At 71.7% G+C, this 25,919-nt stretch carries 26 protein-coding genes, 1 tRNA gene and 1 pseudogene; 10 read left to right on the plus strand and 18 right to left on the minus strand.

From position 1 onward, the window contains the following. Positions 1–23: 23 nt before the first annotated feature. Positions 24–212, minus strand: coding sequence for a hypothetical protein (locus BM076_RS36595; protein ID WP_177246445.1), 189 nt, complete (start codon positions 210–212; stop codon positions 24–26). A gap of 499 nt (positions 213–711) precedes the next feature. Here BM076_RS36595 and BM076_RS14445 point away from each other — a divergent pair, with 499 nt between their 5' ends. After that, positions 712–894 carry a hypothetical protein gene (locus BM076_RS14445; RefSeq protein ID WP_093713894.1) on the plus strand — a complete coding sequence of 61 codons (183 nt, stop codon included), beginning with the start codon at positions 712–714 and terminating at the stop codon, positions 892–894. Positions 895–1,217: 323 nt separating this feature from the next. On the opposite strand, the pseudogene BM076_RS14450 reads toward BM076_RS14445, so the two are convergent. From BM076_RS14450 to BM076_RS14460, 3 genes and pseudogenes are all read right to left on the minus strand, one after another. Further along, positions 1,218–1,502: pseudogene (locus tag BM076_RS14450) on the minus strand (response regulator transcription factor); the annotation flags it as partial. A gap of 252 nt (positions 1,503–1,754) precedes the next feature. Then, positions 1,755–3,803, minus strand: a complete 2,049-nt coding sequence (locus BM076_RS14455) for an MMPL family transporter (protein ID WP_093713895.1) — start codon at positions 3,801–3,803, stop codon at positions 1,755–1,757. A gap of 106 nt (positions 3,804–3,909) precedes the next feature. Then, positions 3,910–3,981: transfer RNA gene (locus BM076_RS14460), tRNA-Val, on the minus strand. A 148-nt stretch (positions 3,982–4,129) separates the two neighbouring features. On the opposite strand from BM076_RS14460, the gene BM076_RS14465 reads away from it, so the two are divergent. After that, complete coding sequence (locus tag BM076_RS14465; protein ID WP_093714003.1) at positions 4,130–5,371, plus strand: hypothetical protein; 1,242 nt, start codon at positions 4,130–4,132, stop codon at positions 5,369–5,371. Between the two features lie 43 nt (positions 5,372–5,414). Here the strand turns inward: BM076_RS14465 and BM076_RS14470 are convergent, their stop codons facing one another. After that, positions 5,415–5,651 (minus strand): FmdB family zinc ribbon protein, encoded by a 237-nt coding sequence (locus BM076_RS14470; protein ID WP_093713896.1) that lies wholly within the window; start codon positions 5,649–5,651, stop codon positions 5,415–5,417. A 15-nt stretch (positions 5,652–5,666) separates the two neighbouring features. Between BM076_RS14470 and BM076_RS36600 the strand changes: the two genes are divergently transcribed. Together BM076_RS36600 and BM076_RS14475 are read left to right on the plus strand one after the other, a co-directional pair. Then, positions 5,667–5,843: a hypothetical protein gene (locus BM076_RS36600; RefSeq protein ID WP_177246446.1), complete on the plus strand. Its 177-nt coding sequence runs from the start codon at positions 5,667–5,669 to the stop codon at positions 5,841–5,843. 112 nt (positions 5,844–5,955) lie between these two features. Then, positions 5,956–6,492: a DUF4383 domain-containing protein gene (locus BM076_RS14475; RefSeq protein WP_093713897.1), complete on the plus strand. Its 537-nt coding sequence runs from the start codon at positions 5,956–5,958 to the stop codon at positions 6,490–6,492. Positions 6,493–6,528: 36 nt separating this feature from the next. Here the strand turns inward: BM076_RS14475 and BM076_RS14480 are convergent, their stop codons facing one another. Continuing rightward, a complete protein-coding gene (locus BM076_RS14480) occupies positions 6,529–7,188 on the minus strand; it encodes an O-methyltransferase (RefSeq protein WP_093713898.1) in 660 nt (219 codons plus the stop codon). 52 nt (positions 7,189–7,240) lie between these two features. Between BM076_RS14480 and BM076_RS14485 the strand changes: the two genes are divergently transcribed. Further along, entirely contained in the window at positions 7,241–7,867 is a 627-nt protein-coding gene (locus tag BM076_RS14485) for a nucleoside/nucleotide kinase family protein (protein ID WP_093713899.1), read from the plus strand. Between the two features lie 226 nt (positions 7,868–8,093). Here BM076_RS14485 and BM076_RS14490 read toward each other — a convergent pair whose 3' ends face one another. The 3 genes from BM076_RS14490 to BM076_RS14500 all read right to left on the minus strand — a co-directional run bounded on the left by BM076_RS14490 (position 8,094) and on the right by BM076_RS14500 (position 12,685). Further along, the gene (locus tag BM076_RS14490; protein WP_093713900.1) at positions 8,094–8,912 is read right to left on the minus strand and encodes an HAD family hydrolase; all 819 of its coding nucleotides are present in this window, start codon (positions 8,910–8,912) and stop codon (positions 8,094–8,096) included. Beyond that, positions 8,909–11,410 carry a phosphoribosyltransferase gene (locus BM076_RS14495; RefSeq protein WP_093713901.1) on the minus strand — a complete coding sequence of 834 codons (2,502 nt, stop codon included), beginning with the start codon at positions 11,408–11,410 and terminating at the stop codon, positions 8,909–8,911. Before BM076_RS14495 ends, BM076_RS14490 begins: the two co-directional genes overlap by 4 nt. A gap of 108 nt (positions 11,411–11,518) precedes the next feature. Then, positions 11,519–12,685: an HpcH/HpaI aldolase/citrate lyase family protein gene (locus BM076_RS14500; RefSeq protein WP_093713902.1), complete on the minus strand. Its 1,167-nt coding sequence runs from the start codon at positions 12,683–12,685 to the stop codon at positions 11,519–11,521. A 171-nt stretch (positions 12,686–12,856) separates the two neighbouring features. On the opposite strand from BM076_RS14500, the gene BM076_RS14505 reads away from it, so the two are divergent. Beyond that, entirely contained in the window at positions 12,857–13,786 is a 930-nt protein-coding gene (locus BM076_RS14505) for a TerD family protein (RefSeq protein WP_093713903.1), read from the plus strand. A gap of 12 nt (positions 13,787–13,798) precedes the next feature. Here BM076_RS14505 and BM076_RS14510 read toward each other — a convergent pair whose 3' ends face one another. From BM076_RS14510 to BM076_RS14535, 6 genes are all read right to left on the minus strand, one after another. Then, complete coding sequence (locus tag BM076_RS14510; RefSeq protein WP_093713904.1) at positions 13,799–14,530, minus strand: TerD family protein; 732 nt, start codon at positions 14,528–14,530, stop codon at positions 13,799–13,801. Between the two features lie 82 nt (positions 14,531–14,612). Next, positions 14,613–15,800 carry a DUF475 domain-containing protein gene (locus BM076_RS14515; RefSeq protein ID WP_093713905.1) on the minus strand — a complete coding sequence of 396 codons (1,188 nt, stop codon included), beginning with the start codon at positions 15,798–15,800 and terminating at the stop codon, positions 14,613–14,615. A 55-nt stretch (positions 15,801–15,855) separates the two neighbouring features. Next, entirely contained in the window at positions 15,856–16,431 is a 576-nt protein-coding gene (locus tag BM076_RS14520; RefSeq protein WP_093713906.1) for a TerD family protein, read from the minus strand. Positions 16,432–16,518: 87 nt separating this feature from the next. After that, positions 16,519–17,094: a TerD family protein gene (locus BM076_RS14525; protein ID WP_093714004.1), complete on the minus strand. Its 576-nt coding sequence runs from the start codon at positions 17,092–17,094 to the stop codon at positions 16,519–16,521. A 169-nt stretch (positions 17,095–17,263) separates the two neighbouring features. Further along, complete coding sequence (locus tag BM076_RS14530) at positions 17,264–17,725, minus strand: peroxiredoxin (protein ID WP_093713907.1); 462 nt, start codon at positions 17,723–17,725, stop codon at positions 17,264–17,266. A gap of 77 nt (positions 17,726–17,802) precedes the next feature. Then, entirely contained in the window at positions 17,803–18,243 is a 441-nt protein-coding gene (locus BM076_RS14535; RefSeq protein ID WP_093713908.1) for a DUF3052 domain-containing protein, read from the minus strand. Positions 18,244–18,634: 391 nt separating this feature from the next. Here BM076_RS14535 and aceE point away from each other — a divergent pair, with 391 nt between their 5' ends. Next, positions 18,635–21,382: a pyruvate dehydrogenase (acetyl-transferring), homodimeric type gene (aceE, locus tag BM076_RS14540; protein ID WP_093713909.1), complete on the plus strand. Its 2,748-nt coding sequence runs from the start codon at positions 18,635–18,637 to the stop codon at positions 21,380–21,382. Between the two features lie 73 nt (positions 21,383–21,455). Here the strand turns inward: aceE and BM076_RS14545 are convergent, their stop codons facing one another. Beyond that, a complete protein-coding gene (locus tag BM076_RS14545; RefSeq protein ID WP_245796051.1) occupies positions 21,456–21,731 on the minus strand; it encodes a small hydrophobic protein in 276 nt (91 codons plus the stop codon). A 283-nt stretch (positions 21,732–22,014) separates the two neighbouring features. On the opposite strand from BM076_RS14545, the gene BM076_RS14550 reads away from it, so the two are divergent. The 3 genes from BM076_RS14550 to BM076_RS14560 all read left to right on the plus strand — a co-directional run bounded on the left by BM076_RS14550 (position 22,015) and on the right by BM076_RS14560 (position 24,385). Beyond that, positions 22,015–23,178, plus strand: a complete 1,164-nt coding sequence (locus BM076_RS14550; RefSeq protein ID WP_093713910.1) for an alpha/beta hydrolase — start codon at positions 22,015–22,017, stop codon at positions 23,176–23,178. Between the two features lie 73 nt (positions 23,179–23,251). After that, a complete protein-coding gene (locus BM076_RS14555) occupies positions 23,252–23,605 on the plus strand; it encodes an MmcQ/YjbR family DNA-binding protein (protein WP_093713911.1) in 354 nt (117 codons plus the stop codon). Between the two features lie 48 nt (positions 23,606–23,653). Next, on the plus strand, positions 23,654–24,385 hold the full coding sequence (locus BM076_RS14560) for a DUF4429 domain-containing protein (RefSeq protein WP_093713912.1): 732 nt from the start codon (positions 23,654–23,656) through the stop codon (positions 24,383–24,385). Positions 24,386–24,415: 30 nt separating this feature from the next. Here BM076_RS14560 and BM076_RS14565 read toward each other — a convergent pair whose 3' ends face one another. Together BM076_RS14565 and BM076_RS14570 are read right to left on the minus strand one after the other, a co-directional pair. After that, complete coding sequence (locus BM076_RS14565; protein ID WP_093713913.1) at positions 24,416–25,447, minus strand: aldo/keto reductase; 1,032 nt, start codon at positions 25,445–25,447, stop codon at positions 24,416–24,418. After that, positions 25,447–25,917, minus strand: coding sequence for a MerR family transcriptional regulator (locus BM076_RS14570; RefSeq protein ID WP_093714005.1), 471 nt, complete (start codon positions 25,915–25,917; stop codon positions 25,447–25,449). The genes BM076_RS14565 and BM076_RS14570 overlap by 1 nt, the downstream gene beginning before the upstream one ends. Positions 25,918–25,919: the final 2 nt, after the last annotated feature.

Below are 25,919 nucleotides of genomic sequence, written 5' to 3' on the forward strand. Positions count from 1 at the left end.
CCGAAATCCCCCTCGTTCCACGGTCAGTTGTTCCTGCGGTAGGTGCCGGAGCCGGGCCGCAGCACGGCGACGGCCAGCACGCCGGGCACGGTGGTGAGCATCATCGTGATCATCAGCGAGCGACGGTGCGGCTTCGGGGCCGCGACGGGCTCGGGCGCCTTCTCCGGCCAGTGCACGACGGCCGGCGCGGCGGGCGGCGCGGGCCTCGGCACGGGCTTCGGTGTGGGTACGGGCGCGAGTACGGGTGGCGGAGTCGGTACGGGCACGGGCGCCGGTACGGGCGCCGGTACGGGCGCCGGCTTCGGCGCGGGCTTGGGTACGGGGGGCTTGGGACGTGGTTTCACCACCGCTTCATGGGTCGGGGTGGGTGTGGGCTTCGGTGTCGGGGTGGGTGTCGGCGTCGGGGTCGGTGTGGGGGTGGGAGTCGGTGTGGGGGTCGGGCACGGCTTGGGACGGTGGTGGCGGTGGCACAGCCAGGTCCAGGGCCAGTGCGCCGGCCGGACGGCGCACCAGGGCAGGTGGCCGCCGGGATGATGCCAACCGGGCGGCCGGTGGCCGGGGTTGTGGCGTCCGGGGTCGTGCCGACCGGGGTCGTGGTGGACGGGCTTACGGTGGTCCGGCTCGTGATGACCCGGCCCGGGGTCGGCGGGCTCGTGCCCGTGGTCCGGCCGGTGCGTGGGTTCGGGACGGGATACGGGGACGGGTGCGGGCGTGCGCGACGGCGCGGACGTCTTCCTCGGCGTCGGCGTCGACGCGGGCTTGGGTTTCGGTTTCGGCTGCGGTTTCGACGTGGGCGTGTTCGTGGGTGTGGGTCGGCTGGTGGGTGTGGGATCGGGCGCGGGCCCGGGGTCCGGTCGCGACGACCGGTGCGGGGCCGGTGCGGATGACGGATGACGCGTCGCGTGCTGCGGCGGCTGCTGCGTCCGGCGGGGCTCACGGCCCTCGTGCGGCTGGTGCCGGGACGGCTCGACGGCGTGGCAGGACGCGGCCCGGCCATGGCCCGTTCCGGCCGGGCACCGCGCGCGCGGCTCGGCCGCCGCCACCCCGCCGATCCCCCATGCCCCCGCTGCCAACGACACGACTACCAGCGCCGTCCAGCCCCGGACGCGCCTCCCCCTAGAAGTGGTCACCCCTCATGGTCGGCAGTGCGCCCGGCACGTGCCGATGATGTGTGCCGCCGTTCCCCCGAAGGGGTCACGGCGGCGTCAAACCCTCGATCACCAGCGCGAATCCGCGTCGGGCGGACCGGCCGTGCCGAAGGTGACCAGGCCCGACTCGTAGCCGGTGATGACCAGTTGGGCGCGGTCGCGGGCGCCGAGCTTGCGCATGATGCGGCTGATGTGGGTCTTGACGGTGAGGGGGCTGAGGTCGAGCGCGGTGGCGATCTCGGCGTTGTTCAGGCCGCGGGCGACGAGCGTGACGACACCGCGCTCACGGCCGGACAGCGTCCCGGTGCCGGGGGTCACGGCGGGTTCCTCGGGGGCGCTCAGCGCCCGCGCGACGGCCGCCCGGTCGAACTCCTCCGGCGCCGCCGTGTACCCGCACCTCTGCGGAGGAGGGTGCCCCTCCAGGGGCGCGGGGAACTGCGCGCTCAGCGCACGCGCGCCTTCAGACAAAAAACCGCCCCCAGCGGGGCAGACGCTGTTGTTTTGCGACCACCGGGCCGGTGGTGGGTTGCTCGCGCAGTTCCCCGCGCCCCTAAAAGACCTCAGGCACCGCCTGCCGAAAGGGCACCGCACTCCGCAGGAGGGGGATCACGCGCCGCCGCGCGCAGAGGCGCCGAGAGGGCCCGGCCACCAGATGTGGCGACGGAGGAGCAGCGAAGCCGAGGTGACGAGGAAGGTCCGGACGAGGAAGGTGTCGAGGAGGACACCGACGGCGATGACGAAGCCGAGCTCGGCGAGCTGGACGAGGGGCATGTTGAGCAGGACGGAGAAGGTCGCGGCGAGGACGACCCCGGCGGAGGTGATGACGCCGCCGGTGGAGCGCAGGGCGCCGAGCGTGGCGGACGAGGGCGGGGAACCGCCCAGGGACTCCTCCCGCATGCGGTGCATGAGGAAGATCCCGTAGTCCACGCCGAGGGCGACGAGGAAGACGAAGGAGAGCAGCGGCAGCCCCGGATCGGTGCCGCCGAAGCCGAAGAGCGGGCCGAAGACCAGCCCGCCGATGCCGAGCGCGGCACCCCAGACGGCGATCACGGCGGCGACGAGCACGAGCGGTGCGACCAGGGCGCGCAGCAGCAGGACCAGGACGAGCAGTACGGCCGCGAGGGTCAGCGGGACGACGACGGCACGGTCGCGCCGGTCCGCCGACCGCAGGTCGATCTGCTGGGCGCTGGTGCCGCCGACGTAGGAGCCGTGCAGCGTGCCGCGCAGGTCCTTGATGACGGCGGTCTCGGCGGCGCTCTGCGGCGGCGCGGCGGTCGTGACGAAGAATTCGCTCCAGCCGTCGGCGGTGCGCCCGGGGCGTACTCCGGTGACGCCGTGCGTGGCGCGGGCGGCGTCCTGTGCGGCGGCGGCCCGCGCGGCGGGTGCGACGACGGCGATGGGCTGCGCGCCGCGGTCGGGGTATGCCGTCCCGACGATCTCCATGGCGGCGATCGAGTCGGGCCTGCTGCTGAACATGTCCTGCTGCTTGAGGCCGCCCGGCAGGTGCAGGGTGCCGACGGCGAGCGCGCCGAGCAGGACGAGGCCGCCGGCCAGGACCGCGACGGGCCTGCGGGACACGGCCCGGCCGATCGCGGTGAAGGCGCCGCGCCGTTCCTTGGGTGTGCTGCCGTGGGCGGGGATGAGCGGCCAGAACACCCGGCGGCCGAGGACGACGAGGAGCGCGGGCAGCAGGGTGGTCATGGCCAGCAGCGCGCCGAGTACGCCCACGGCGGCGGTCGGGCCCATGCCGCGGCTGCTGTTGAGATCGGCGGCGAGCAGGCACAGCATGCCGGCGGCGACGGTGCCGGCCGAGGCGAGGACCGCGGGCGCGGCCTTGCGCAGGGCGGCGCGCATGGCGTCGTACGGCCGCGCGGTGCGCCGCAGTTCCTCGCGGTAGCGGGCCACGAGCAGCAGCGCGTAGTCGGTGCCGACGCCGAAGACGAGGATGGTCATCACCCCGCTGCTCTGGCCGCTGACGGTGACGCCGAAGGCCCGGTTGAGGCCGTAGGTGACGGCCATCGACAGCACGTCGGCGGCGCCCGCGGAGATCAGCGGGACCAGCCACAGCATCGGGCTGCGGTAGATGAGGATCAGCAGGACGGCGACGACGAGGACGGTGGTGTAGAGCAGCGGGCCGCCGAGCGCGTCGTAGACCTCGCCGCTGTCGGTGTCGAGGGCGCCGGGTCCGCCGACCTTCACTGTCAGCCCGTGTCCGCCGGTGGCGATGGAGCGTATGCCGTCCACGTAGTCGGACCTGGCCGTGGTGTCCTGGCCGGGCTCGGTGCTGGAGACCGGGTACATCAGCGTGCTGCCGTCGGCGGACGGCACGGCGGTGGGGGCGGCGCCGGTGAGCCGGTGGGTGCGGGCGATCTCGGCGGTCTGAGCCGTGGCGGTGGCGCGGTCGGCGGCGGTGAGGCCGCCGTCGCGGTGGTAGACGAGGACGAGGTCGGTGGACTGGCCGCCGGGCAGTTCGGCCTGGACCCGGGCGACCTGGGTGGAGTCCGCGCTGTTCGGCAGGTAGTCCACGACACCGTCGCGCTGGACGTCGCCGAGCCTGCCGGACAGCGGTACGGCGACGGCGAGCACGCCCACCCACAGCGCGAGCACCAGCCACGGCACCCCCGTGGTGGGCGGGCCGCCTGGCCTTACCTCCACGGGAGTAACGGGAGCGGCGGCGGGCCGGGCGCCCGCGGACCGCGTACGGGCCCGGACACGCGGAAGGCCCCTCGCGCCGGGCGGTGCGAGGGGCCTTGACCTGGGGTGGGCGTGGACGGTTTCGAACCGCCGACATCCGCCTTGTAAGGGCGGCGCTCTACCACTGAGCTACACGCCCCGGTGAGTGCGACGTCACAGATTACCCTGCCCGGGGGCGTGATCAGCAACCGTGCGGGGGTTCGGACCGGGCGGTGTGTTCGGGGCGGCCGGGTGGGAGGATGGTTCCGACGGTGGTCGGCGGCGATCTGCGGGGAGAGAGTGTCACGGTGACGACGGCACGTTCGTGGTGGCGACGCGGCGACAATCACCGTGCGGAGGCGCAGGCGGCGAAGGACGCGGCGTCGCAGGCGTTCTACGAGCTGGACACGGCCCAGCGCGACCTGGAGATCTCGATAGAGACGATCACCGCGGTGGACGACTCCCCCGAGGCGCGCCGGGCACTGGCCGGTTTCCGGTCGCTGGGCGAGCAGATCGACCAGGTGAGCGCCGCCTACATCGCCACCGTCGACGCGCACGACCTGGACCGGGACGAGCTGGAGTCGTCGGCGGCGGCCCGGGCCAGGACCGAGCTGACCAAGGCCAAGGACGAGCTGGACAAGGCGCGCGCGGAGCTGGAGCGCTTCTCGGCGGGTCTGGCGCCGCTGCTGGGCAAGGCCGAGACGCAGCTCGCCCGGCTGGCGCCCGCGGTGGAGCGGGCCCGGCAGTCGCTGCTCGCGGCGACCACCGCGCTGGACGGGGTACGCGCGGCCGGACTGAAGGCGGACGCCCTCGCCGCCCGGCTGGCGGCGCTGGCCCCCGAGCTGACCAAGCTGAACGAGGGCGCGGGCCGGCACGGCGTGCAGGAGACCGTGCGGCGGGCCGACGAGGTACGGCGCAAGTCCGAGGCGGTGCGCACCGAGGCGGAGCGGCTGCCGGAGCAGGCCAGGGAGCTGGACAAGCGGCTGGTGTCGCTGCGCACCCGGGTGCAGGCGCTGGGCAATCGCGCCGAGGGGGTGGAGCCGGTGCTGAGCGAGCTGCGGCGGCGCTATTCCGTGGAGTGCTGGCAGGACCTCCAGCAGGTGCCGGAGCGGGCCGCGCAGGCCGTACGGCAGGCGGACACCGTGCTCGCGGAGGCGCGCAGGGCGCGGGACGAGCAGCGCTGGCCGGACGCGACGGCCAAGCTGGCGACGGTCCGGGCGCTGATGGACGACGTGGACGGCGCGGTGTCGGCGGCCGGTGACCGGTTGCGGCGGCTCAACGAGGTCAGCAAGGATCCGAAGGCTGAGGTCGAGAAGACCCGTTTCGCGATCCGGGACGCGCAGCGGCTGGCCATGCAGGGCCGCTCGACGCCCGAGCCGCGGCACGCCAGACCGCTGGACGACGCGGTGGCCCGGCTGGACCGGGCGCTGGCCGCGCTGGAGGGCCGGCACCCGGACTACTGGGCGTTCCTCACCGAGACGGCCGCGGTCCGCGAGACGGCGAACCGCGTCGTGGCCAACATCCGTGAGGACCGCGCGGCCGGGCGCTGAGCCGCGCCCCGGCCCCGTACAGCCGGGTCCCGTACGGCCGCGTTCAGCTGCAGCAGCCGCCTCCGCAGCAGCCACCGCCACCACCGGCCGGGGCGGGGCCGGAGGACGCGGACGGGGCCGAGGACGAGGACGAGGACGTGGCGACCGCCACCGTCGACAACAGCTTCACGGTGTCGTCGTGGCCCTTGGGGCAGACGGTCGGGGCGTTCGCCTGGGACATCGGGCGGCGCAGCTCGAAGGTGGAGCCACAGGACTTGCAGCGGTATTCGTAGCGAGGCATGGCCTCAGCGTAGCGGTGCCGCGACCGCGCCAGGGGCGTTCATCCACAGGCCATCCGCCGGTCGCCGTACGGCGCTGGGACGACCTGGCGAAGGATCCGGCGGCTGTGGTCGCGGGCTTCGCGCACTATCGGACGCTGCTGGCGGACCTGATGGCGGAGCACGCGGCGCGGGCGGCGGCCGCCGGCAGGTGAGGTACGGGGTGAGGCCAGGAGTTTGGCGGCGGAGGGCCGGATTCCGGGGACCGGCCTATCCTGGAGACACAGCTACGGCCTCGATTCCCCTTCAGCGAAGGAGGCCGGTCTCATGCGCCTCGACGATCATCTGCCCGTGGACCACAAGCTGAGCCGGATGTACCGCTTCGGCGCCGGTCTGATGGGCCTGATCCTGGTCGTCTTCGGGATCCTCGGGCTGCTCGACGGTGTGTCGTTCCTGTCCCACGCGGGCGAGCGGATCGCCGGTCTGAACACCAACGGCGCGCTCAGCACGATCTCCATCGTGATCGGCGCGCTGCTCTTCTTCGGGATGGTGCGGGGAGGCAACTTCGCCTCGACGCTCAACATCGTGATCGGCGCGGCCTTCCTGCTCAGCGGCTTCGTCAATCTCGCCCTGCTGGACACCAGCCACAACGCGCTGGCGTTCAAGATGTCGAACGTGCTGTTCAGCTTCGCGGTCGGCGTGATGCTGCTGTTCTTCGGGATGTACGGCCGGGTCAGCGGCGGTCTGCCGCACGACAACCCGTACTGGCGCAGCCGCCATCCGCAGCAGGCGGCCCGCGAGGAGGCGGCGCGGGCGGCGGTGGCCGCCCGGCGCCCGCCGGCCCGCGGGCTGCCGCAGCACTGAGCCTGCGGCTGCTTCCTGCGTGCTTCTGCTTACGGGCTACTTCTTACGGGCGAGGGTCAGGCCGTCCGCGACGGTGAGCAGGACGTCGTCCACCCGGTCGTCGGCGCGGACGTGGTCGTTGAACTCCTGGATGGCGCGGGCGGAACCGGTCGCGTCCTTGTCGACGACCTCGCCGTGGAAGAGGGTGTTGTCCACGACGAGCAGGCCGCCGGGGCTCATCCGGGGCACCAGCTCCTCCCAGTACGCGGTGTAGGAGTCCTTGTCGGCGTCCAGGAAGACCAGGTCGATCCACTGGCCGCCGGGCAGCGCCTTGAGGGTGTCGATAGCCGGGGCGATCCGCAGGTCGATCCGGTCGGCGACGCCCGCCTTCGCCCAGTGCTCGCGGCCGACGGCCGTCCACTCCTCGGAGACGTCGCAGGCGATGACACGGCCGTCGGCGGGCAGCGCCTGGGCCATCGACAGCGTCGAGAAGCCGGTGAAGGTGCCGACCTCGACGATCTGCCGGGCGCCGGTCAGCCGGACCAGGAAGGCCAGCAGCGGGCCCTGCTCCTCGGCGGTCTGGAGTCCGGCGACGTCGGCGAGGCGGGCGTGGGTGGTGTCGACCAGTTCCCGCTGGACGGCGTTCAGCGGCGGGTTGTGCGCGAGGACGTAGTCGTACAGCTCGGGTGTGAGCTGCGGGTTCTTCGTTTCTGACAAGGGTCTTCTCCCTGGTGCGGCGCTCGGGGCCCGTGGGCCCTAGGGTGACGGGATGCTCGTGGATGACGCGGTCGCCTTGGTGCCCAGCATTCCAGGCCGGAGGGCCCTGCTGGGGCTCGCGGGCCCGCCCGCCGCCGGTAAGTCGACGCTGGCGCGGCGGCTGGTGTCCGGCGTGAACCACCGGCTCGGCGCCGGGACCGCCGCGTATGTGCCGATGGACGGTTTCCATCTGGCCAACGCCCAACTCGACCGCCTCGGGCTGCGGGGGCGCAAGGGGGCGCCCGAGACCTTCGACGTCGACGGGTACGTCGCTCTCCTGCGGCGCCTTCGCGGCGAACGGGGGCGGGCCGTCTACGCCCCCGATTTCGACCGGCGGCTCGACGAACCGGTCGCCGCCGGGCTCGTCGTCCTGCCCGAGGCCCGCCTCGTCGTCACCGAGGGCAACTATCTGGCCGACGACGGGCCCGGCTGGACCTCCGTCCGGGATCTCCTCGACGATCTCTGGTACGTCGAGGTCCCCCGTGAGCTTCGCGAGCGGCGGCTCTTGCGGCGCCATGTCCGTGGCGGGCGCTCCGAGCGGGACGCCCGCGCCTTCATCGCCACCAGCGAGCGGCCCAATGCCCGCCGCATAGAGCGTTCCCGAGCCTTTTGCTCACGCGTCGTCTCCCCGGGCGAGTGAGGCCCCTCCTGCGGAGTGCGTTCAGTTGGGGGCGCGGGGAACTGCGCGACCAGCCCACGCGGGCCCGCAGCTTACAAACCGCCCCCAGCGGGGCAGACGCTGTTGTTTTGCGACCACCGGGCCGGTGGGGGCGGGCCGCGCAGTTCCCCGCGCCCCTGTAGGGCACCCCTTTCCGCACGGTGCGGGCATCAGGGCGGCGCCCTGAAAGGCATGAGTCGCCGCCCGACTAGAGGGCGCCCAGCATGCGGCGGAGGATTTCCTCGCCGGCGGCCACGCCGGAGGCGGCGAGGCCGGTGATGTGGGGGGAGGCCCAGCCGGTGTCGGCGAGTTCGCCGTGACCGGGACGCCAGCCCTGGTGGGACGCGAGAAGAAGATCGGCGTCGAGCAGCGAATCACCGGCCGCGAGGACCCGCGAGGCGCCGGTGCGCCGTACGACCTCGGCGAGGGCCGCCGATTTGCTCAGCGGCCGCGGCACCGCGTAGATCTTGCGGCCCTGGAGCGAGACGGTCCAGCCGCGCGGCTCGGCCCAGTCGGCGAGTTCCTTGACCCAGCCCTCGGGCAGCAGCCCGCGGTCGACGACGAGGTACGCGAAGAGGTCCTCGGCGATCCGCTCCTTGCGCAGCCACGCCGGGTCCGCGGTGGCGGCGAGGTGCGCGCGGACCTCCGCGAGCGGCGCGGAGCCGTCGGCGAGCCGGCGCCGCATCTCGGCGTTCCAGTCGTGGTCGGTGCGGCCGTCGACGAGCAGGTGCCCGCCGTTGGCGCAGATCGCGTACCGCGGCTGCGGTCCCGGCAGGCTGATCCGCCGGTACTGCTTGCGGGTGCGGGTGGTGGAGGGCACGAAGTGCCCTGCCTCGGCGGCCAGTCGGACGAGCAGCCCGGCGGCGGTCTCGGTCATGTACGACAGCGGCTTCGCCTCGTGCACCTCGACGCACAGCAGCCGCGGCGCGTGCTCGTCGGGCATGGTGAGGGCGAGGGCGGCCGAGGAGTAGATCAGCGTACGGTCGAGGTCGCTGGCGACCAGCGTCCCTTCCTGACGGGACGTCACTTCGCGTCCACCGCCTTGCCGTCGGTGCCGGTGGCACCCCGGGTGAAGCGGGGGTGGATCAGCCCGACGCAGGAGTAGGGCAGCCCGTCCACCTCCTCGACCGGCACCCCGCGCTGCTGCGCGAGCAGGCGGACGTGGTCCAGGTCGGCGCCGACCCCGCGCTGCGCGAGGATCTTCCACGGCACCCGGCGCAGCAGCACCCGGGTGGTCTCGCCGACGCCGGGCTTGACGAGATTGACGTCGCCGATGCCGTACTCCTCGCTGATCCGCTCGACCGCCGCCCAGCCCGCCCAGGTCGGCGAACGGTCCTGCGAGCGCAGCGACTTGACGTCCTCGGCGACGCCGTCGCCGACCCGGTCGAAGGCGGCGCCGACCGTGTCGAGGAAGAGTCCGGAGACGTCGGAGCCGGCCAGTTCGCGGTAGAACTTCGCGCCGTGGTACTCGTCGGGCCCGGTGAGGTCGGCGCGCAGCACGGTGCGCGAGACGAGCCCGGAGACGGTGGAGTTGAGGCAGGCGGACGGGATCAGGAAGTCGTCGCGGGTGCCGTAGGTGGACACGCAGCCGCCGGGGTCGGCGAGCACCGCGATGTCCGGGTCGAAGACGCCTTCGCCGTCGAAGTCCTTGACGGCGTCGGCCAGTTCGCGGGTGATGGCGCCCTTGCCCGTCCAGCCGTCCACGAACACCGCGTTGGCGGCGCCGTGTTCGGCGGCCAGCCAGCCGAGCGCGTTGCGGTCGATGCCCCGGCCGCGGACGATGGAGACCGCGTAGTGCGGCAGGTCCAGGCCGTGGGTGTGCTTGGCCCAGCGGCGCATCAGCACGCCGACCGGGGTGCCGGCCCGGGCCAGCGAGACGAGTACGGCGTCGGGGCCGCGCTCGGCGAGCACGAGTTCGGTGACCGCGCCGACCGCCCGCGCGATCCGCTCGGCGGAGCCGTCGAGCGCCGACCGGAACAGTTCCTGGTACTCCGGGCTCGGCTGGTACTCCACCGGCAGCGACTCGGCGTAGTGCGCGCCGCCGCTCTGGATGGCCTCCTCGCGCTCCTCGGTCGGCGCCTCCAGCTCCACCTCCGACAGATCCTTGAGCAGCCAGCCGACCTCGTCCGCCGCGTACGACGAGAAGGCGGGGCCGCGCAGGGGCGCGGGCAGCGGGCGGGAGGTGGCGCTCATCGGGGCGGTGTGTCCGTTCTGTCGGGGACGGGACCCGGTGCCGGTGGTGAGCCGGGACCGCAGCCGGTCGCGCAGCCTGGGCCGCGGCCGGTAGGAGGGGACGACGGCGAGCAGCAGGGTGCCGGTGTGCGCGGCGAGCTGGGCGAGCAGGCCGCCGGGTTCGTAGAGCGGCCCGGTCTCGCCGACGGAGTCGATCACGCAGATCACGGCGTCGAAGCCGGCGCCGGCCACGTTGTACGCGTACCGGTCGCCGGGGCCGTCGGAGGGTTCGTCGTGGGCCGGGAAGACGATCCGGCTGCGGATGGCGTAGCCGGGGTCGTCGACGGCCAGCACGGGTGAGCGGGTGGTGGTGGAGAAGCGGACGTCGACGCCGTCGGTGTGCCGCTGGAGCGCGCCGGCCAGCCGCAGCGGCGCGTACATCAGCTCCTCGTTGCCGAGGACCAGGACGCGGCGGGCGCCGGGCGGGAGGGCCGCGGCCAGCCGGGCGCCCATCGCGGGCAGCGCGGCCTCCAGGGCGGCGGCGTGCTCGGGCAGGAAGCCGTGCCTGCCGCCGTCCGGGACTCCGGCGGGCCACTCCAGGTCGACGTGGGTGACGTCGTAGTGCGCGGCGGGCGCGGGCGGCGGTGTCTCGTGCTCGGCGACCAGGGCCTGCCCGCGCTCCAGCACCCCGTCGGGGAGGGTGACCGCGCCCGCGACGAGCGCGACGACGTCGACCCGGGCGCCGAGGGCGGCGGCGAAGTCGGCGAGCCTGGCCCGGTCGGCGGCCGAGCGCATGTCGGTCAGCGCGACCACCACGTATCGCTCGCGCGGGTGGCGTCCGTGCAGGTCACGGATGGTGTTGAGGATGGTCTGCCCGGTGGAGAACTCGTCGTCGACCAGGACGAGCGGTCCGCTGCCGGACAGCAGCGCCGGGTCCTCGGGCAGCAGCAGGTGGCCGGTGGCGTGGCTGTGCTCCTCCTGGAAGCCGCCGCCGGCCGTGACGCCCGCGACCTCGCGCCGGGTGGAGTGCAGGTACGGCACCCCGCCGATGCCGTCGGCGACGCTGTGGCCGAGGCCGGTTGCGGTCTCGGCGTAGCCGAGGACCACCGCGTCTCGCGTCCCGTCGGGTCCGAGGAGTTCGCGGACCCGCTCGCCGAGCGCGTAGGCCGCGCCGTGGACGGCGCGCGGGTCCTGCGGCACGTGCTTGCCGAGCAGGTTGGAGACCAGCAGGTGGGCGCGTTTGGGGTTGCGGCGCAGCGCGAGGCCGAGCACTCCGTGCAGGCCGTCGCCGGTCAGGGCGATGCCCAGCCGGTCCGCGACCCAGTGGCCCGGCCAGGGCGTGTGCGTTGCCATGCGGTGCTTCTCTTCCGTTCGGTGCGGGGCGGGTGGTCCGGCGCCCGTGGTCCGGGGGTTCCGGTCCGCTGGTCCGGGTGGTCCCGGTCCGCCGGTCCGGGCTCGGGCTCAGGACTGCGGCAGGCTGGCCCCGAGCAGTTCCACGAAGCCGACGTCCTCCTGGGCGACGCCGAAGACCTCGGCGCGGCGTATGGTGCGCTCGGCCCAGGCGCGGTGCGGTTTCACCTCGTTCATCTTGTTGGTGTACGCGGACCGCATGACGCCGCCGCCGGACCGGTCCTCGTCGAGGATGTCGGCCGCGTCGCAGTACTCCTCGTGCGTGACGACGCTCAGCGCGTGCACGACGGGGACGTGCGTGGGGTGGATGCAGGTCTTGCCCTGGAGCCCGTTGGCGCGGTCGAGTTCGATCTCGCGCAGCAGTCCGTCCATGTCGCGCTCGATGAGGGTGTCGCGCAGGTCCTCGGCCTCGGGCGTGAAAGGGCTGCGGCGCAGCTGCGGCTTGAACATCCGCTCGTGGTGCCGGAAGTACTCCCAGACCGGGCCGGTGACGGTGAAGCCGCTGCCGTCGGCGCGGCCGAGGACGTTGACCACGTCGGCGATGACGGAGGCGACGATCTGGACGTCGTAGGCGGTCATCGCGGGGGCGCGGCGCAGGCCGTAGGAGGAGCAGAAGTCGGTGACGCCCAGGCGCAGCGCGAGGACCCGGTCGCGGTACTTGTCGACGGTCCTGGATATGCCGTAGAGCGTCTCGACCCGGCTCTCCAGGTGCAGCAGTTGCGGGGATTCCAGGACGGGCATGGCGAAGAGCCGCCGCCCCGAGGCGGCTTCCGCGTGGGCCAGCGCCTCCAGGAAGGGGACGCCGGTCTCCTCGGTGAACTTGGGCAGTACGAATCCGGACAGCAGCCGTACGGTGTCGCCGAGGCGGGCCACGAGATCGGTGATCTGGGCGGGGGTGCGGACCCGGATGAACAGCAGCGGGAGCGCCGCTTCCGGCCGGGCCGCGAGGTCGGCGAACTGACGGACGAGATTGGCCTCGCCTGCGACGACATCGCGGTCGTCGATGGAGTCCTCCAGGCACAGGACCATCGACACCACACCCCGTGCGGCCTGCTTGACCACGTCGTCCGCGAGGTGCGGGCGGGTGGCGGGGCTGTAGAGGGTGGCGCCGAGGGCGACCGCGAGCGTGCGTGCGGGCGAGTCCGCGGTGAACTCCTGCGGCTCGCGGTGAAACAGTTCACTCCTGGCGTCAGGAGCGAGGTGCCCGAAGTGTCGCATACGCCCCATTTCGAGGTAGTAGTTCTGATGATATCTGGCCGATTATCGTACGTGCGAGCCTGGGGTAGAGGTTCCCTTCGCGTGTGAAAAACAGGTAACCGCAACAGGTCCACCGCGTGACCGTCACGCACGACGTTGTGGCGCCTACCCCCGGGAGGGCAGGATGACCGCATGACGCAGGTGATGGTGAAGGGCTCGAACACCCCGCTGGACGCCCACGGCATCCGGGCGGTGCTGCGCTGGACCCCCGCACCCGGCTCCCCCGATGTGGACGCCTCGGTACTGCTGCTCGGTTCCGACGGCAAGGTCAGGTCCGACGCCGACTTCGTCTTCTACAACGAGCCCCGCCATCCCTCGGGCCTGGCCCGGCATCTGCCCAAGAGCCGGGTGGCCGAGGGCCTCACCGACACCGTCGAGGTGGACCTGGCCGCGCTGGAGTCGGGCCCGGGCGGCGTGGACCGGGTGGTGATCGCCGCCTCGTGCGACGGCGGCCCCTTCCGGCAGGTCCAGGACCTGTGCGTGCTGCTGTACGACACCGGCGGCTCCGCGCAGGTCCCGGTCATCACCTTCGAGGTGCGCCCCGACACCGGCTACGAGACCGCGCTGAACTGCGGCGAGCTGTACCGCAAGGACGGCGGCTGGAAATTCCGCGCGCTGGGCCAGGGGTACGAGACCGGCCTGGTCGGGCTCGCCACCGAGTTCGGCATCGCCGTGGACGACGTGGAGGGCGGCGACTCCGACCGCACCGCCGTACCGGCCGCGACCGCGCCGCCCACCGTCTCCCCCGCCGCCCTGTCGCCGGCCCCGCGGACCTCCCAGGACTCCCAGGCCACCGCGCCGCACGTACCCGAGCCCGAGCCCACCAGCGCGTACGGCTACCCGCTCCAGGCGCCCTCGCCCGGCCACGTACCGGCGCAGCCCGCCTACGGCTACCCGCAGCCGGTGGCCGCCGCCGCGCCGCCCCCGCCGGTCCACCAGCAGCCGCAGCAGAGCTACCCGGCCTACGGCTATCCGCAGCCGGTCGCGGCCTCGGCGGCGGCGGGCGACGGCAGCGGCTTCACGCTGCCGCCGCAGGGCCCGCAGTTCCAGCCCGGCCGCTGACGGCAGAAGGAACTAGACCTTGGTCTTGTAGCCGCGGCCCCATTGCAGGCCCCAGCCGTAGAGCCGGTCGATCTCGGCCTGGAAGCCGTAGACGTAGCGCACCTCGCGGCGCACCACCAGCTCGCCCTTGCGGTTCTCGATCAGCACCACGGCGCACGAACGGGCCTGCGGCTCCCGCTCGTTGAGCGGGATCTCGATCCGCGGGCCCGACGTCGGGAAGATCTCCACCTTGGCGTGCGTGCGGTCGAAGGCCGGCGTGCCGTCGTAGATGTAGACGAAGACCAGCAGCCGCTTGAACTCGTCGCGCTTGTCGAAGTTGATGTAGAGCGTCTCGCCCGAGGTGCCGCCGAAACGGTCGTCGCCGCTCATCTGGATGTACGGCGGCGCGTCCAGGTCGCCCAGCAGATTGCCCAGCGGCTGCACCACGCCCTTGCTGCCGTCGGCCAGTTCGTACATGCAGGCCAGGTCGAGGTCGACATTGACCATGGCCGGTCCCGCCGCCTGCACCACGCGCGGCTTGAAGACGTCGATCTGCCGGCGGAAGAAGTTGCCGTTGGACGTCGCCCAGCCGCCGGTGTCCGATGTGCGCATCGACCAGGAGAGATTGACCCGCAGATTGCCGACGGCCGCTCCCTGCTTGCTCAGCGACACCATCGGGTGCCGCTTGGTGAGTTCCACGGTGTGCGCGTTCGCGACGTCGAACTGCTGAGCGCCGCTCGGCCGCAGAAAACTCCACCAGGCCATCTGCCCTCGTCCCTCCCGGATACGGAACTGCCCCCGCCGGTCGACGGCAGGGGCAGCTGTGGCCTTGCGCGAGCCCGAACCCTCAGACCCCGCTGGCGACTTCCGCCTTGTCCTCGTCCGACTGCGGGGATTCTTCCCCGAGTCGGCGGTTGCGTACCACCGAGGACCAGTACGAAGCGCCGATCAGCACCACACCGACCAGGCCGGTGATCACCTCGCTGACGTCGTACTTGATGGTGACCAGCAGGATGACCGCCAGCGCGCCGATCGCGTAGTGCGCGCCGTGCTCCAGGTAGACGTAGTCGTCCAGGGTGCCCTTGCGGACCAGGAAGACCGTCAGCGACCGGATGTACATCGCGCCGATGCCGAGACCGAGCGCGATCTCGAAGATGTCGTTGCTGACCGCGAAGGCGCCGACGACACCGTCGAAGGAGAAGGACGCGTCGATGACTTCCAGGTAGAGGAACATGAAGAACGCGGCCTTGCCCGCCAGGCCCACGACCTGCCCGGTGCTGACCCCGTTGCCGTTCTTCGGCTCCACGGCGCCCTCGGCGGCGATCCCCTCGGAGGCCGACACGTCAGCGTCCTCGGCATCCTCCTCCTCGTCCTCCAGCCGGTCCTCGAAGAAGCCGGAGACCCCGCCGACCACCAGATACGTCAGCAGACCGCCGACGCCCGCCAGCAGCACCGTCTCGCCCTTGTCGATGGTGCCGTGGCCGCCGTGCACCGGGACGCCGGTGGCGACGGTGGTGGCGGCGATCAGCAGCGCGACCAGCGCGATGACCACGGAGAGCATGTCCAGCTTGCCGAGCTTGGCCAGCGGCTTCTCCAGCCAGCCCAGCCAGGTGATCTCCCGCTCCTCGAAGATGAAGTCGAGGAAGATCATCAGCAGGAACATGCCACCGAAGGCGGCGATCGCCGGGTGCGCGTTGGTGACCAGCGCCTCGTAGCGGTCGTGGTCGTCGATCGCGACCCTGACCGCCTCCCACGGGCTGAGCTTGGCGGTGATCGCGACGATGATGATCGGGAAGACGAGCCTCATGCCGAAGACGGCGATGAGCACGCCGACGGTGAGGAACATCTTCTGCCAGAAGGCGTTCATCTTGCGGAGGATGCCGGCGTTGATGACCGCGTTGTCGAACGAGAGCGAGATCTCGAGGACGGACAGGATCGCGACGATGGCCAGGCCCTTCCAGCCCCAGAGGACGCCGGCCAGGGCGAGGCCGGCGGCAGTGATGCCGAACGACCAGCCGAATGTTCTGAGGAGCACGAGCTACCTACCCATTTCCCTTGTGATCACGGGGACCCCCGCGCGGTACGCGGCTTTACGAAACGTTGACCCCGAAGTCTAGGGCGATCCCGCGCAGTCCTGACGCGTACCCCTGACCAACGGCACGGAACTTCCACTCGCCGCCGTAGCGGTACAGCTCGCCGAAGATCATCGCGGTCTCGGTGGAGGCGTCCTCGGTGAGGTCGTAGCGGGCCAGTTCGGCGCCGTCCGCCTGGTTGAGCACCCGGATGTAGGCGTTGCTGACCTGCCCGAACGTCTGCGAGCGGGCGTCGGCGTCGTAGATCGAGACCGGGAAGACGATCTTGTCGACCCGTTCGGGGACGAGGCTCAGGTCCACCAGGATCGTCTCGTCGTCACCGCCGGTGCCGCCGACCAGTTCGTCACCGGTGTGCTCGACGGAGCCCTCCGGGCTCTTGAGGTTGTTGTAGAAGACGAAGAACTCGTCCCCCAGGACCCGGCCGTTGCCGCACAGCAGCGCGCTGGCGTCCAGGTCGAAGTCGGCTCCGGTGGTCGAGCGGGAGCTCCAGCCGAGGCCGATCTGCACCTTGGTGAGATTCGGCGCGGCCTTGGAGAGGGAGACATTGCCTCCCTTGGCGAGCGTGACGCCCATTGTGGTTCGTTCCTCCCCGTTGTCACGGTCTGCTGCTCGGTCCTGCGGCGGGCGCGGCACCCGGGAGCGGGCGCCGCGCCCGGCGGGTCATACGTTGACGCCGAAGTCCTGTGCGATGCCGCGCAGTCCGGAGGCGTAGCCCTGGCCGATCGCGCGGAACTTCCACTCCGCGCCGTGCCGGTACAGCTCGCCGAAGACCATCGCGGTCTCCGTCGAGGCGTCCTCGGTCAGGTCGTAGCGGGCCAGCTCGCGCTGGTCCGCCGCGTTGAGCACCCGGATGTAGGCGTTGCGCACCTGGCCGAAGCTCTGCTGGCGGCTCTCGGCCTCGTAGATCGAGACCGGGAAGACGATCTTCGCGACATCGGCCGGGACACCGGCCAGATTCACGTTGATGACCTCGTCGTCGCCCTCGCCCTCACCGGTGAGGTTGTCACCGGTGTGCACCACGGAGCCGTCCGGGCTGGTGAGGTTGTTGAAGAAGACGAAGTGCTGGTCGGAAAGGACCTTGCCCTGGTCGCTGGTGAGCAGCGCGCTCGCGTCGAGGTCGAAGTCGTTGCCGGTGGTGGTACGGGCGTCCCAGCCCAGACCGACGACGACCGCCGTGAGATTCGGCGCCTCCTTGGTCAGCGAGACGTTGCCACCCTTGCTGAGGCTGACTCCCACGAGTCCTCCCATCGGTTCGTGCGTGCCCTGTGCGTGCACAGTCCATGCTGCGGTGCTGGATGTGGTGCCGTGCTGTCGTGACGTGCTGTCGTACCTGATGCCGTGCGTGATGCCGTACGTGATGTTGTGCCGGATCAACGTGCCGAGCTTAGTGACCGGTTCCCCCTGACTACAGCGATTCGAGCGCCTTTGCGTAGTCGTGAAGATCCCGGGCGTCCGGCAGACCGTTGACGACAGTCCAGCGCACCGTGCCCTCCTTGTCGATGACGAAAGTGCCGCGCAGCGCGCAGCCCTTGTCCTCGGCGAAGACGCCGTAGGCACGGGAAGCCGTTCCGTGCGGCCAGAAATCCGACAGCAACGGGTAGTCCAGGCCCTCCTGGTCGGCGAAGACCCGCAGCGAGTGCATGGAGTCGCAGGAGACCGCGAGCAGCTGCACATCGGCGTTCTGGAAGGTCGGCAGCTCGTCGCGGAGCGCGCACAGCTCGCCGGTGCACACACCGGTGAAGGCGAACGGGTAGAAGAGCAGCACGACGTGCTTGCGGCCGCGGAAGTCCGACAGGCGGACCTGCTGGCCGTGCTGATTGCTGAGACTGAAGTCGGGCGCGACATCGCCGACGGCGGGAGTGGTCATGCCCCCAGTTCTCTCACAAGCGCGCCCCTTGCCGCACCGGACGGAAGGTCCGGCGCGGCAAGGGGCGGGCGGGAAAGCTATCGCTTCGCGGCGCGGGCTGCCTTCGGGGTGACCAGGCGGCTGCCGGTCCAGTCCTTGGCGGCGTTGACGCTGCTGGTCTGCGCGAGGCCGGCCGTCTGCGCGGCCTCACCGATCTCGCTGGGCTCGACGTGGCCGTCACGCCCGGTCTTCGGGGTCATGAGCCAGATCGGGGCGCCGGGGTCGACCGTCGACGTGGCGTCGACGAGTGCGTCCGTGAGGTCGCCGTCTTCCTCGCGGAACCACAGCAGGACGGCGTCGGGCACGTCGTCGTACTCCTCATCGGCGAGCTCCTCGCCCGTGAGCTCCTCGATACCTTCGCGAAGCTCCTGGTCGCAATCCTCGTCGTACCCGAGCTCCTGGACCACCTGTCCGGGCTCGAAACCAAGCCGGCTCGCCGGGTTGGTCCGCTCCTCCGCGTGGTCCGCGGTCGCGCTCACGCTTTGCCTCCTGTCATGGGGAAAATCTACCCGCGCCTGTGCGGGTTATGGGCGGTAGTCCACACGGGCGCGGCGGATCGCGCAAGTACCCGGCGTACGAGACCGTCGAAACGGTGACGATTCGACCGTGTCACCGCAACCCGCACTCTCAATGGTGACGCACATCACGGCGGTTTGCCGGTGTTGTGCATGAATGGAGCCGCGCGTCGGGCGTACGGGCGGCTGGGCGTAGAGTTCAGGTTTGGCCTCCATGGCGCCGGTATTACCGCTCGGTAGAGATGACGTTTCGAACGCCGCGGTACACGATGGAGGCGGCGCGACCAAAGGCGGCAACCGAGGCAGCGACCGAGCGCGACCAAGGCAGAGCTCCACCTAGCAGCGAAGGAACAGCGTGGCTTCCGGATCCGATCGCAACCCGATCATCATTGGCGGCCTTCCCAGCCAGGTCCCGGATTTCGATCCCGAGGAGACGGCGGAATGGCTCGACTCGCTCGATGCGGCCATCGACGAGCGCGGCCGTGAGCGGGCCCGCTACCTGATGCTCCGCCTCATCGAGCGCGCGCGGGAGAAGCGCGTCGCGGTGCCCGAGATGCGCAGCACCGACTACGTGAACACCATCGCGACCAAGGACGAACCGTTCTTCCCCGGCAATGAGGAGATCGAGCGCAAGATCCTCAACGCCACCCGGTGGAACGCGGCGGTCATGGTCTCCCGCGCCCAGCGGCCCGGGATCGGCGTCGGCGGCCACATCGCGACCTTCGCCTCCTCCGCCTCGCTGTACGACGTGGGCTTCAACCACTTCTTCCGCGGCAAGGACGACGGCCGCGGCGGCGACCAGATCTTCTTCCAGGGCCACGCCTCCCCCGGCATCTACGCCCGCGCCTTCCTGCTCGACCGGCTGAGCGAGGCGCAGCTCGACGCCTTCCGCCAGGAGAAGTCGAAGGCGCCCGACGGGCTGTCCAGCTACCCGCACCCGCGGCTGATGCCGGACTTCTGGGAATTCCCGACCGTGTCCATGGGCCTGGGCCCGCTGGGCGCGATCTACCAGGCCCGGATGAACCGCTACATGCAGGCGCGCGGCATCGCCGACACCTCGGACTCGCACGTGTGGGCCTTCCTCGGCGACGGCGAGATGGACGAGCCGGAGTCGCTGGGCCAGCTGTCCATCGCCGCCCGTGAGGGCCTGGACAATCTGACCTTCGTGGTCAACTGCAACCTGCAGCGGCTGGACGGCCCGGTCCGCGGCAACGGCAAGATCATCCAGGAGTTGGAGTCGCAGTTCCGCGGCGCCGGCTGGAACGTGATCAAGCTGGTCTGGGACCGCTCCTGGGACCCGCTGCTGGCCCAGGACCGCGACGGCCTGCTGGTCAACAAGATGAACACCACGCCCGACGGCCAGTTCCAGACGTACGCCACCGAGACCGGCGCGTACATCCGCGAGCACTTCTTCGGCGACGACCAGCGGCTGCGCAAGATGGTCGAGGGCATGACCGACGAGCAGATCCTGCACCTGGGGCGCGGCGGCCACGACCACCGCAAGGTGTTCGCGGCGTACACCGCGGCCAAGGAGCACAAGGGCCAGCCGACGGTGATCCTCGCCCAGACCATCAAGGGCTGGACGCTCGGGCCGAACTTCGAGGGCCGCAACGCGACCCACCAGATGAAGAAGCTGACGGTCGACGACCTCAAGCGCTTCCGCGACCGGCTGCACCTGCCGATCACCGACAAGCAGCTCGACGAGGGCTACCCGCCGTACTACCACCCCGGCCGGGACTCCGAAGAGATCCAGTACATGCACGACCACCGCAAGGCGTGCGGCGGCTACGTGCCGACCCGGATCGTGCGGGCCAAGCCGCTGCCGCTGCCGGACGACAAGGCGTACGCGAGCGTCAGGAAGGGGTCGGGACAGCAGTCGATCGCCACCACGATGGCGTTCGTCCGGCTGCTGAAGGACCTCATGCGGGACAAGGAGATCGGCAAGCGCTTCGTGCTGATCGCGCCCGACGAGTACCGCACCTTCGGTATGGACTCGTTCTTCCCGAGCGCGAAGATCTACAACCCGCTGGGCCAGCAGTACGAGTCGGTCGACCGCGAACTGCTGCTGGCGTACAAGGAGTCGCCGACCGGCCAGATGCTGCACGACGGCATCTCCGAGGCGGGCTGTACGGCGTCGCTGATCGCGGCGGGCTCGGCGTACGCCACGCACGGCGAACCGCTGATCCCGGTCTACGTCTTCTACTCGATGTTCGGCTTCCAGCGCACCGGCGACCAGTTCTGGCAGATGGCCGACCAGCTCGCGCGCGGCTTCGTGCTCGGCGCCACCGCCGGCCGCACCACGCTGACCGGTGAGGGCCTGCAGCACGCCGACGGCCACTCGCAGCTGCTGGCGTCCACGAACCCGGGCTGCGTGGCGTACGACCCCGCCTTCGGCTTCGAGATCGCGCACATCGTCAAGGACGGTCTGCGCCGGATGTACGGCGAGACCGCGGACGGCAAGCCGGGCGAGGACGTCTTCTACTACCTCACCGTCTACAACGAGCCGATCCAGCACCCGGCGGAGCCCGCCGACGTGGACGTCGAGGGCATCGTCAAGGGCATCCACCGCTTCAAGGCGGGCGAGGCCGGCACGATTCCCGCGCAGATCATGGCGTCGGGCGTCGCGGTGCCGTGGGCCGTCGAGGCGCAGCGGCTGCTCGCCCAGGACTGGAATGTACGGGCCGACGTCTGGTCCGCCACGTCCTGGAACGAGCTGCGGCGCGAGGCCGTCGAGGTCGACCGGCACAATCTGCTGCACCCGGAGGAGGAGCAGCGCGTGCCGTACGTGACGCGCAAGCTGTCCGGTGCGCAGGGGCCGTTCGTGGCCGTCTCCGACTGGATGCGGTCGGTGCCGGACCAGATCGCGCGGTGGGTGCCGGGGACGTACTCCTCGCTCGGCGCGGACGGGTTCGGCTTCGCCGACACCCGTGGCGCGGCGCGCCGCTTCTTCCACATCGACGCCGAGTCGATCGTGCTCGCGGTCCTCACCGAGCTGGCCCGTGACGGCAAGGTCGACCGTTCCGTCCTGAAGCAGGCCGTCGACCGCTACCAGCTCCTCGACGTCGCCGCCGCCGACCCCGGCGCCGCGGGCGGCGACGCCTAGCCGGCTCCGCCTGGGAGAAAGGGCGCCCGATCCCCAAGGGGAAAGGGCGCCCTTTCGCGTGCCGGCAGCGTCGTTATTGGGCCAGGTACAGCAGCGCGATCAGGGTGTCGATCGCGCCCAGGATCAGGGCGACCACCGCGAGGACGGGCTTGCGGCCCGACCAGCGGCGGCCCATGCCGAGCCAGCCGCAGACCATCGCGACCGGGCCGAGCAGGATGCCCAGGACGAAGAAGCCGGCGAGCGCGCAGACGACGCCGACGACGTTGAGAGTGCCGATGTCGGTGCGCCGCGGTCCGTAGTCGACGCGGCCCCCGCCGCGGCGGGCGAGCACTGAACTCCGTCGAGCCATGATTCCCTCCTCGGGTCCTGCCGGTCCGGTTGCCCCGTATCCGGGCCGCTACGCCAGGTGGCGGCAGCCGCGTAACCTCCCGTCAGAACATTCCGTTGCCAAACGTGATCTGACTCACCCTTGACCCGGCCGGACGTCCGGGTCTTCTACGCTGGACGCCGGAGCCGCGTCCGACACGTCGCTGTCCGACCGCTGTCCCCTCCCATCCCCGCCGCCCGGTTGAAACCGGGACGAACCCGCGAGGCATCCGCGAGTGACCCTTCTCGACGCGCGACTGACCCCCATGTCGATCCGTACGCTGCTGGCCCTGGCCGTGGTCTTCGTCATGCTGGCCACCACCGGCTGGACCGCCATGCGCCCGGGCCCCGGCGATCCGCGGGCCGCCGCGCTCGCTTCCTGGATGCGCGGCACCGTCGGCCACCGCAAGCTGCCGGACCCCGACAGCGGGGCCCGCGCCATCGCGCGTTTCTTCACCTCGCTCAGCACGGCCCAGCGGCTGCGGCTCGCCGACCGCTACCCGCTGATCGTCGGCAATCTCAACGGCGCCCCGCCGGCCCTGCGCTACCGGGCGAACCGCACCGCCCTGCTCCAGGCCCGCGCCGTGGACGCCGGCCGCGCGCACAGCGACCAGCTCACCGTCGCCGGCCGGATCGACGCCGGCCGGCGCGCGGCCCGCTACACCTCGCTGCTCGGCGGCCACCGCCAGATCCTCGCCTTCGACCCGTCGGGCGCGGGCAGGGTCGCCGAGGTCTTCGGCGACCTGGACACCGCCACCCGCGTCTCGGTCGTGGTTCCCGGCGTGGACACCAATCTGCTCACCTTCGAACGGATCAAGAAGGCGTACGCGGCCCCGGTCGGCATGGCGGCCGCGCTGTACGAGGGCGAGCGGGCCGCCGCCCCGCGCACGCGCACCGCGGTGATCGCCTGGGCCGACTACACGACGCCCTCGGGCCTGGGTCTGGACGCCTCCACCGGCTCCATGGCCGAGCACGGCGCGACCCGGCTGAACGCGCTGCTGGACGCGCTGCCGCGGCACGCCGAGGTGTCGCTGTTCTGCCACTCCTACGGCTCGGTGCTGTGCGGGATCGCCGCGCCGGACCTGCCGCGCGGCGAGGTCGCCGACATCACCGTCTTCGGCAGCCCGGGGATGCGGGTGGACAACGCCGCGCAGCTGCACACCTCCGCCCATGTGTGGGCGGCGCGCGACAGCTCGGACTGGATCAGCGATGTGCCGCACCTGGAGATCGCCGGGCTCGGGCACGGCGCCGACCCGGTCAACGACTCCTTCGGCGCCCGGGTGATCAGCGCCGCGGGCGCCGACGGGCACCCCGGCTACTTCGCGCCGGACACCACCAGCCTGGCCAACTTCACCCAGATCGCGCTCGGCAACTACACGGCGGTGGCCTGCCGCGACGCCGACGGCGCCTGCACGGCCGGCCTGGCCTGACCCGAGCACCCAACGCTTTACGGGCGCCGCTCCGTACAAGCCGGCTGTCGGACCCCGCCCCTAGGCTGGCGCCATGGTCACCTTCGAGGACTTCGCCGCGCGGGCGCTGGCCCTGCCCCAGGCGCACCGGCGGATCACCTGGGGCACCGAGCACACCTTCCGGGTCGGCGAGAAGATCTTCGCCATGGGCATACCCGACGGCGACCGCGTCTCGCTGAAGGCGTCCAAGGAGGACCAGGCCGAGCTGACGGCCGCCGCGCCCGAGGTCTTCGCGCCCGCGCCGTACACCGGGCGGTTCGGCTGGATCAGTGTCGCGCTGGCCGGCGTCGACCCGGACGAGCTGTCGGAGCTGCTGGCCGAGGCGTGGCGCAGGGCCGCCCCGCGCCGCCTGGTGAAGGCGTTCGACGCGGCCGATGGACGCGCGTAGCTGCTTGACGGGGTACCGCCGAGCGGCCGTCCGCTTACGATGACCCGTATGGGTGATGTGCTGGCCGGAAACAACGCTGAATGGGAGTTCGAACCAGAAGCGGTGGTGATCCGGTACAGCAGAGGCGTACGGGGCGTGAGGTTTCTGCAGGCCCTCGGGGAACGCCGGATTCCGCACGACGCGCTGGACGGCGCGGAGCTGCTGGACGGCCGGCGCGGCACCGCGGTGCTGCGGCTGCTGCCCAGGCCCGGGGCCGATCCGGTGGTCGAGGCGGCCGGCGGCCAGCTGAAGGAGAACGCGGACCCGTACCGGCTGGTGCTGCCCGAGCAGTCGCGCACCCTGGCCGAGTACTACCGGGACGAGCTGCGCCCGCTGATCGGCCCGCAGGCGCGCGACGCGGCCGGCGACGGACCGGCGGAACGTTTCCTCGTGGCCCCACCTGCGGCGCCGCGCGCCTTCAAGGCGTACGACGCCAAGGCGCTCTTCGACGGCCGCACCGTCACCTTCCGCTGGTTCTGGACCGGCGCGTCCTCGGCGAAGTGGAAGGCCGGCGACCAGAGCTTTCCGGTGGAGGAGCTGAGCGGTCTCGACTGGCGCTCGCCCGAACTGCTCCACGGCCATCTGCGGCTGCTGCGCCGTGACGCCGACGAGCAGCCGGGCGAGGCCGACCAGGATCCGGCCGCCGTCGTCTTCGGCCTCGGCTACGGGCCCGTGCACGAGTCGCTGCCCTTCGCGGCGGCGGTGCTCGCCGCGATCAGGTCGGCCCGCGTACGCCCGTAGCCGTAGCTGTAGCCGTAGCCGAAGCCGGGTTCAGGGGCGTTGTTCGCGGGCCGCCGACGTACTGCTCATGTCCGGGTAGCGGTCCCCGGCGACCGCCGCGGCGATCGGTTCCAGCCGTTCCAGCTCGGCCGGGGTCAGGGTGATCCGGGTGGCCGCGGTGTTCTCCAGCACCCGGGCGGACTTGCGGGTGCCCGGGATCGGCACCACCGACAGCCCGTGCACGGCGGCCCGCTGCTGCACCCAGGCCAGCGCGATCTGACCGGGCGTCGCGTCGTGCGCGGCGGCGATCTCGCGCACCGGCTCCAGCAGCGCCGCGTTGCGCCGGGCGTTGTCGCCGGTGAAGCGCGGCTGGAACTGCCGGAAGTCACCGCTGGACAGCTCCGCCGCCGCGTCGGTGAAGGCACCGGTCAGGAAGCCGCGGCCGAGCGGCGAGTACGGCACGAAGGTGACGCCCAGCTCGGCCGCCGCGCCGACCGCGGACTGCTCCACGTCCCGGCTGAACAGCGACCACTCCGACTGGATGGCGCTGATCGGGTGCACCGCGTGCGCCTCGCGCAGCTCCGCCCCGGTCACCTCGGACAGCCCCAGGAACCGGACCTTGCCCTCGGTCACCAGCTCGCCCATCGCGCCGACCGACTCGCTCAGCGGGACCGCCGGGTCGCGCCGGTGCATGTAGTACAGGTCGATGACGTCGGTGCCCAGCCGCCGCAGGCTCCCCTCGACGGCCTGCCGGATGTACGGCGGGTCGTTGCGGATCGCCCGGTACGAGGGGTCGTCGCGCTTGCGCTCGTTGGCGAACTTCGTCGCCAGCAGGATCTCGTCGCGGTGCGCCTTGACGAAGGGCGCGAGGAATTCCTCGTTGTCGCCGATCCCGTACATGTCGGCGGTGTCGAAGAGCGTGACGCCGACGCCGAGCGCGGTCTCCAGCGTCTCGCGGGCGGCGGCCTCGTCGGTGTCGCCGTAGAACTCGCTCATGCCCATGCAGCCCAGGCCCTGCACGCCCACCTCGGGGCCGCCGGTGCCGAGCGTGGTCGTGCCGATCCGTGTGGTGCCGTCCGTCATCAGGCGCCGGTCCTCTCCTGCCGCGGCGGGCACGCGCCCGCGTATGTGCTGATCTTGAAGTCCAGGACCGTCAGTGTGTCCTGCAACTCGGCGATCCGCTGGAGCACGTCCAGCCGGGTGGCCTCCAGCAGTGCCTGCCGGTCGGGGTACGTGTGGTCGCCGCTGCGCACCAGCTCGGCGTAGCGGACCATGTCCGCGACCGGCATCCCGGTCAGCCGCAGCTTGCCGACGAACGCCAGCCAGTCCAGGTCGCGGTTGCTGAAGCGGCGCTGGCCGGTGTGCGAGCGGTCCACGTGCGGCATCAGCCCGATCCGCTCGTACCAGCGCAGCGTGTGGGCGCTGAGCCCGGTCCACGCGGCGACCTCGCTGATCGTGTACTGGTCCTGCCCCGTGGGCCGCGGGTGCCCGCTGTCGTCCTCGCAGCTCGTCGTATTACTCGGTTTGCTCTTCGCCACCTGCACGACCGTCATGC

Origin of the sequence: Actinacidiphila alni (assembly GCF_900112845.1) — a bacterium.
In the GTDB taxonomy this organism is placed as follows: Bacteria; Actinomycetota; Actinomycetes; order Streptomycetales; family Streptomycetaceae; genus Actinacidiphila; species Actinacidiphila alni.

Bases quoted from the DNA above. Each gene is read 5' to 3' on its own strand.
- BM076_RS14550 (WP_093713910.1), top strand. From the start codon at position 22,015: ATGTCGATCCGTACGCTGCTGGCCCTGGCCGTGGTCTTCGTCATGCTG.
- BM076_RS14500 (WP_093713902.1), bottom strand. From the start codon at position 12,685: ATGCGACACTTCGGGCACCTCGCTCCTGACGCCAGGAGTGAACTGTTT.
- BM076_RS14475 (WP_093713897.1), top strand. From the start codon at position 5,956: ATGCGCCTCGACGATCATCTGCCCGTGGACCACAAGCTGAGCCGGATG.
- BM076_RS14555 (WP_093713911.1), top strand. From the start codon at position 23,252: ATGGTCACCTTCGAGGACTTCGCCGCGCGGGCGCTGGCCCTGCCCCAG.
- BM076_RS14560 (WP_093713912.1), top strand. From the start codon at position 23,654: ATGGGTGATGTGCTGGCCGGAAACAACGCTGAATGGGAGTTCGAACCA.
- BM076_RS14505 (WP_093713903.1), top strand. From the start codon at position 12,857: ATGACGCAGGTGATGGTGAAGGGCTCGAACACCCCGCTGGACGCCCAC.
- BM076_RS14485 (WP_093713899.1), top strand. From the start codon at position 7,241: ATGCTCGTGGATGACGCGGTCGCCTTGGTGCCCAGCATTCCAGGCCGG.
- BM076_RS14530 (WP_093713907.1), bottom strand. From the start codon at position 17,725: ATGACCACTCCCGCCGTCGGCGATGTCGCGCCCGACTTCAGTCTCAGC.
- BM076_RS14545 (WP_245796051.1), bottom strand. From the start codon at position 21,731: ATGGCTCGACGGAGTTCAGTGCTCGCCCGCCGCGGCGGGGGCCGCGTC.
- BM076_RS14565 (WP_093713913.1), bottom strand. From the start codon at position 25,447: ATGACGGACGGCACCACACGGATCGGCACGACCACGCTCGGCACCGGC.
- BM076_RS14570 (WP_093714005.1), bottom strand. From the start codon at position 25,917: ATGACGGTCGTGCAGGTGGCGAAGAGCAAACCGAGTAATACGACGAGC.
- BM076_RS14495 (WP_093713901.1), bottom strand. From the start codon at position 11,410: ATGGCAACGCACACGCCCTGGCCGGGCCACTGGGTCGCGGACCGGCTG.
- BM076_RS14470 (WP_093713896.1), bottom strand. From the start codon at position 5,651: ATGCCTCGCTACGAATACCGCTGCAAGTCCTGTGGCTCCACCTTCGAG.
- BM076_RS14520 (WP_093713906.1), bottom strand. From the start codon at position 16,431: ATGGGCGTCACGCTCGCCAAGGGAGGCAATGTCTCCCTCTCCAAGGCC.
- BM076_RS14510 (WP_093713904.1), bottom strand. From the start codon at position 14,530: ATGGCCTGGTGGAGTTTTCTGCGGCCGAGCGGCGCTCAGCAGTTCGAC.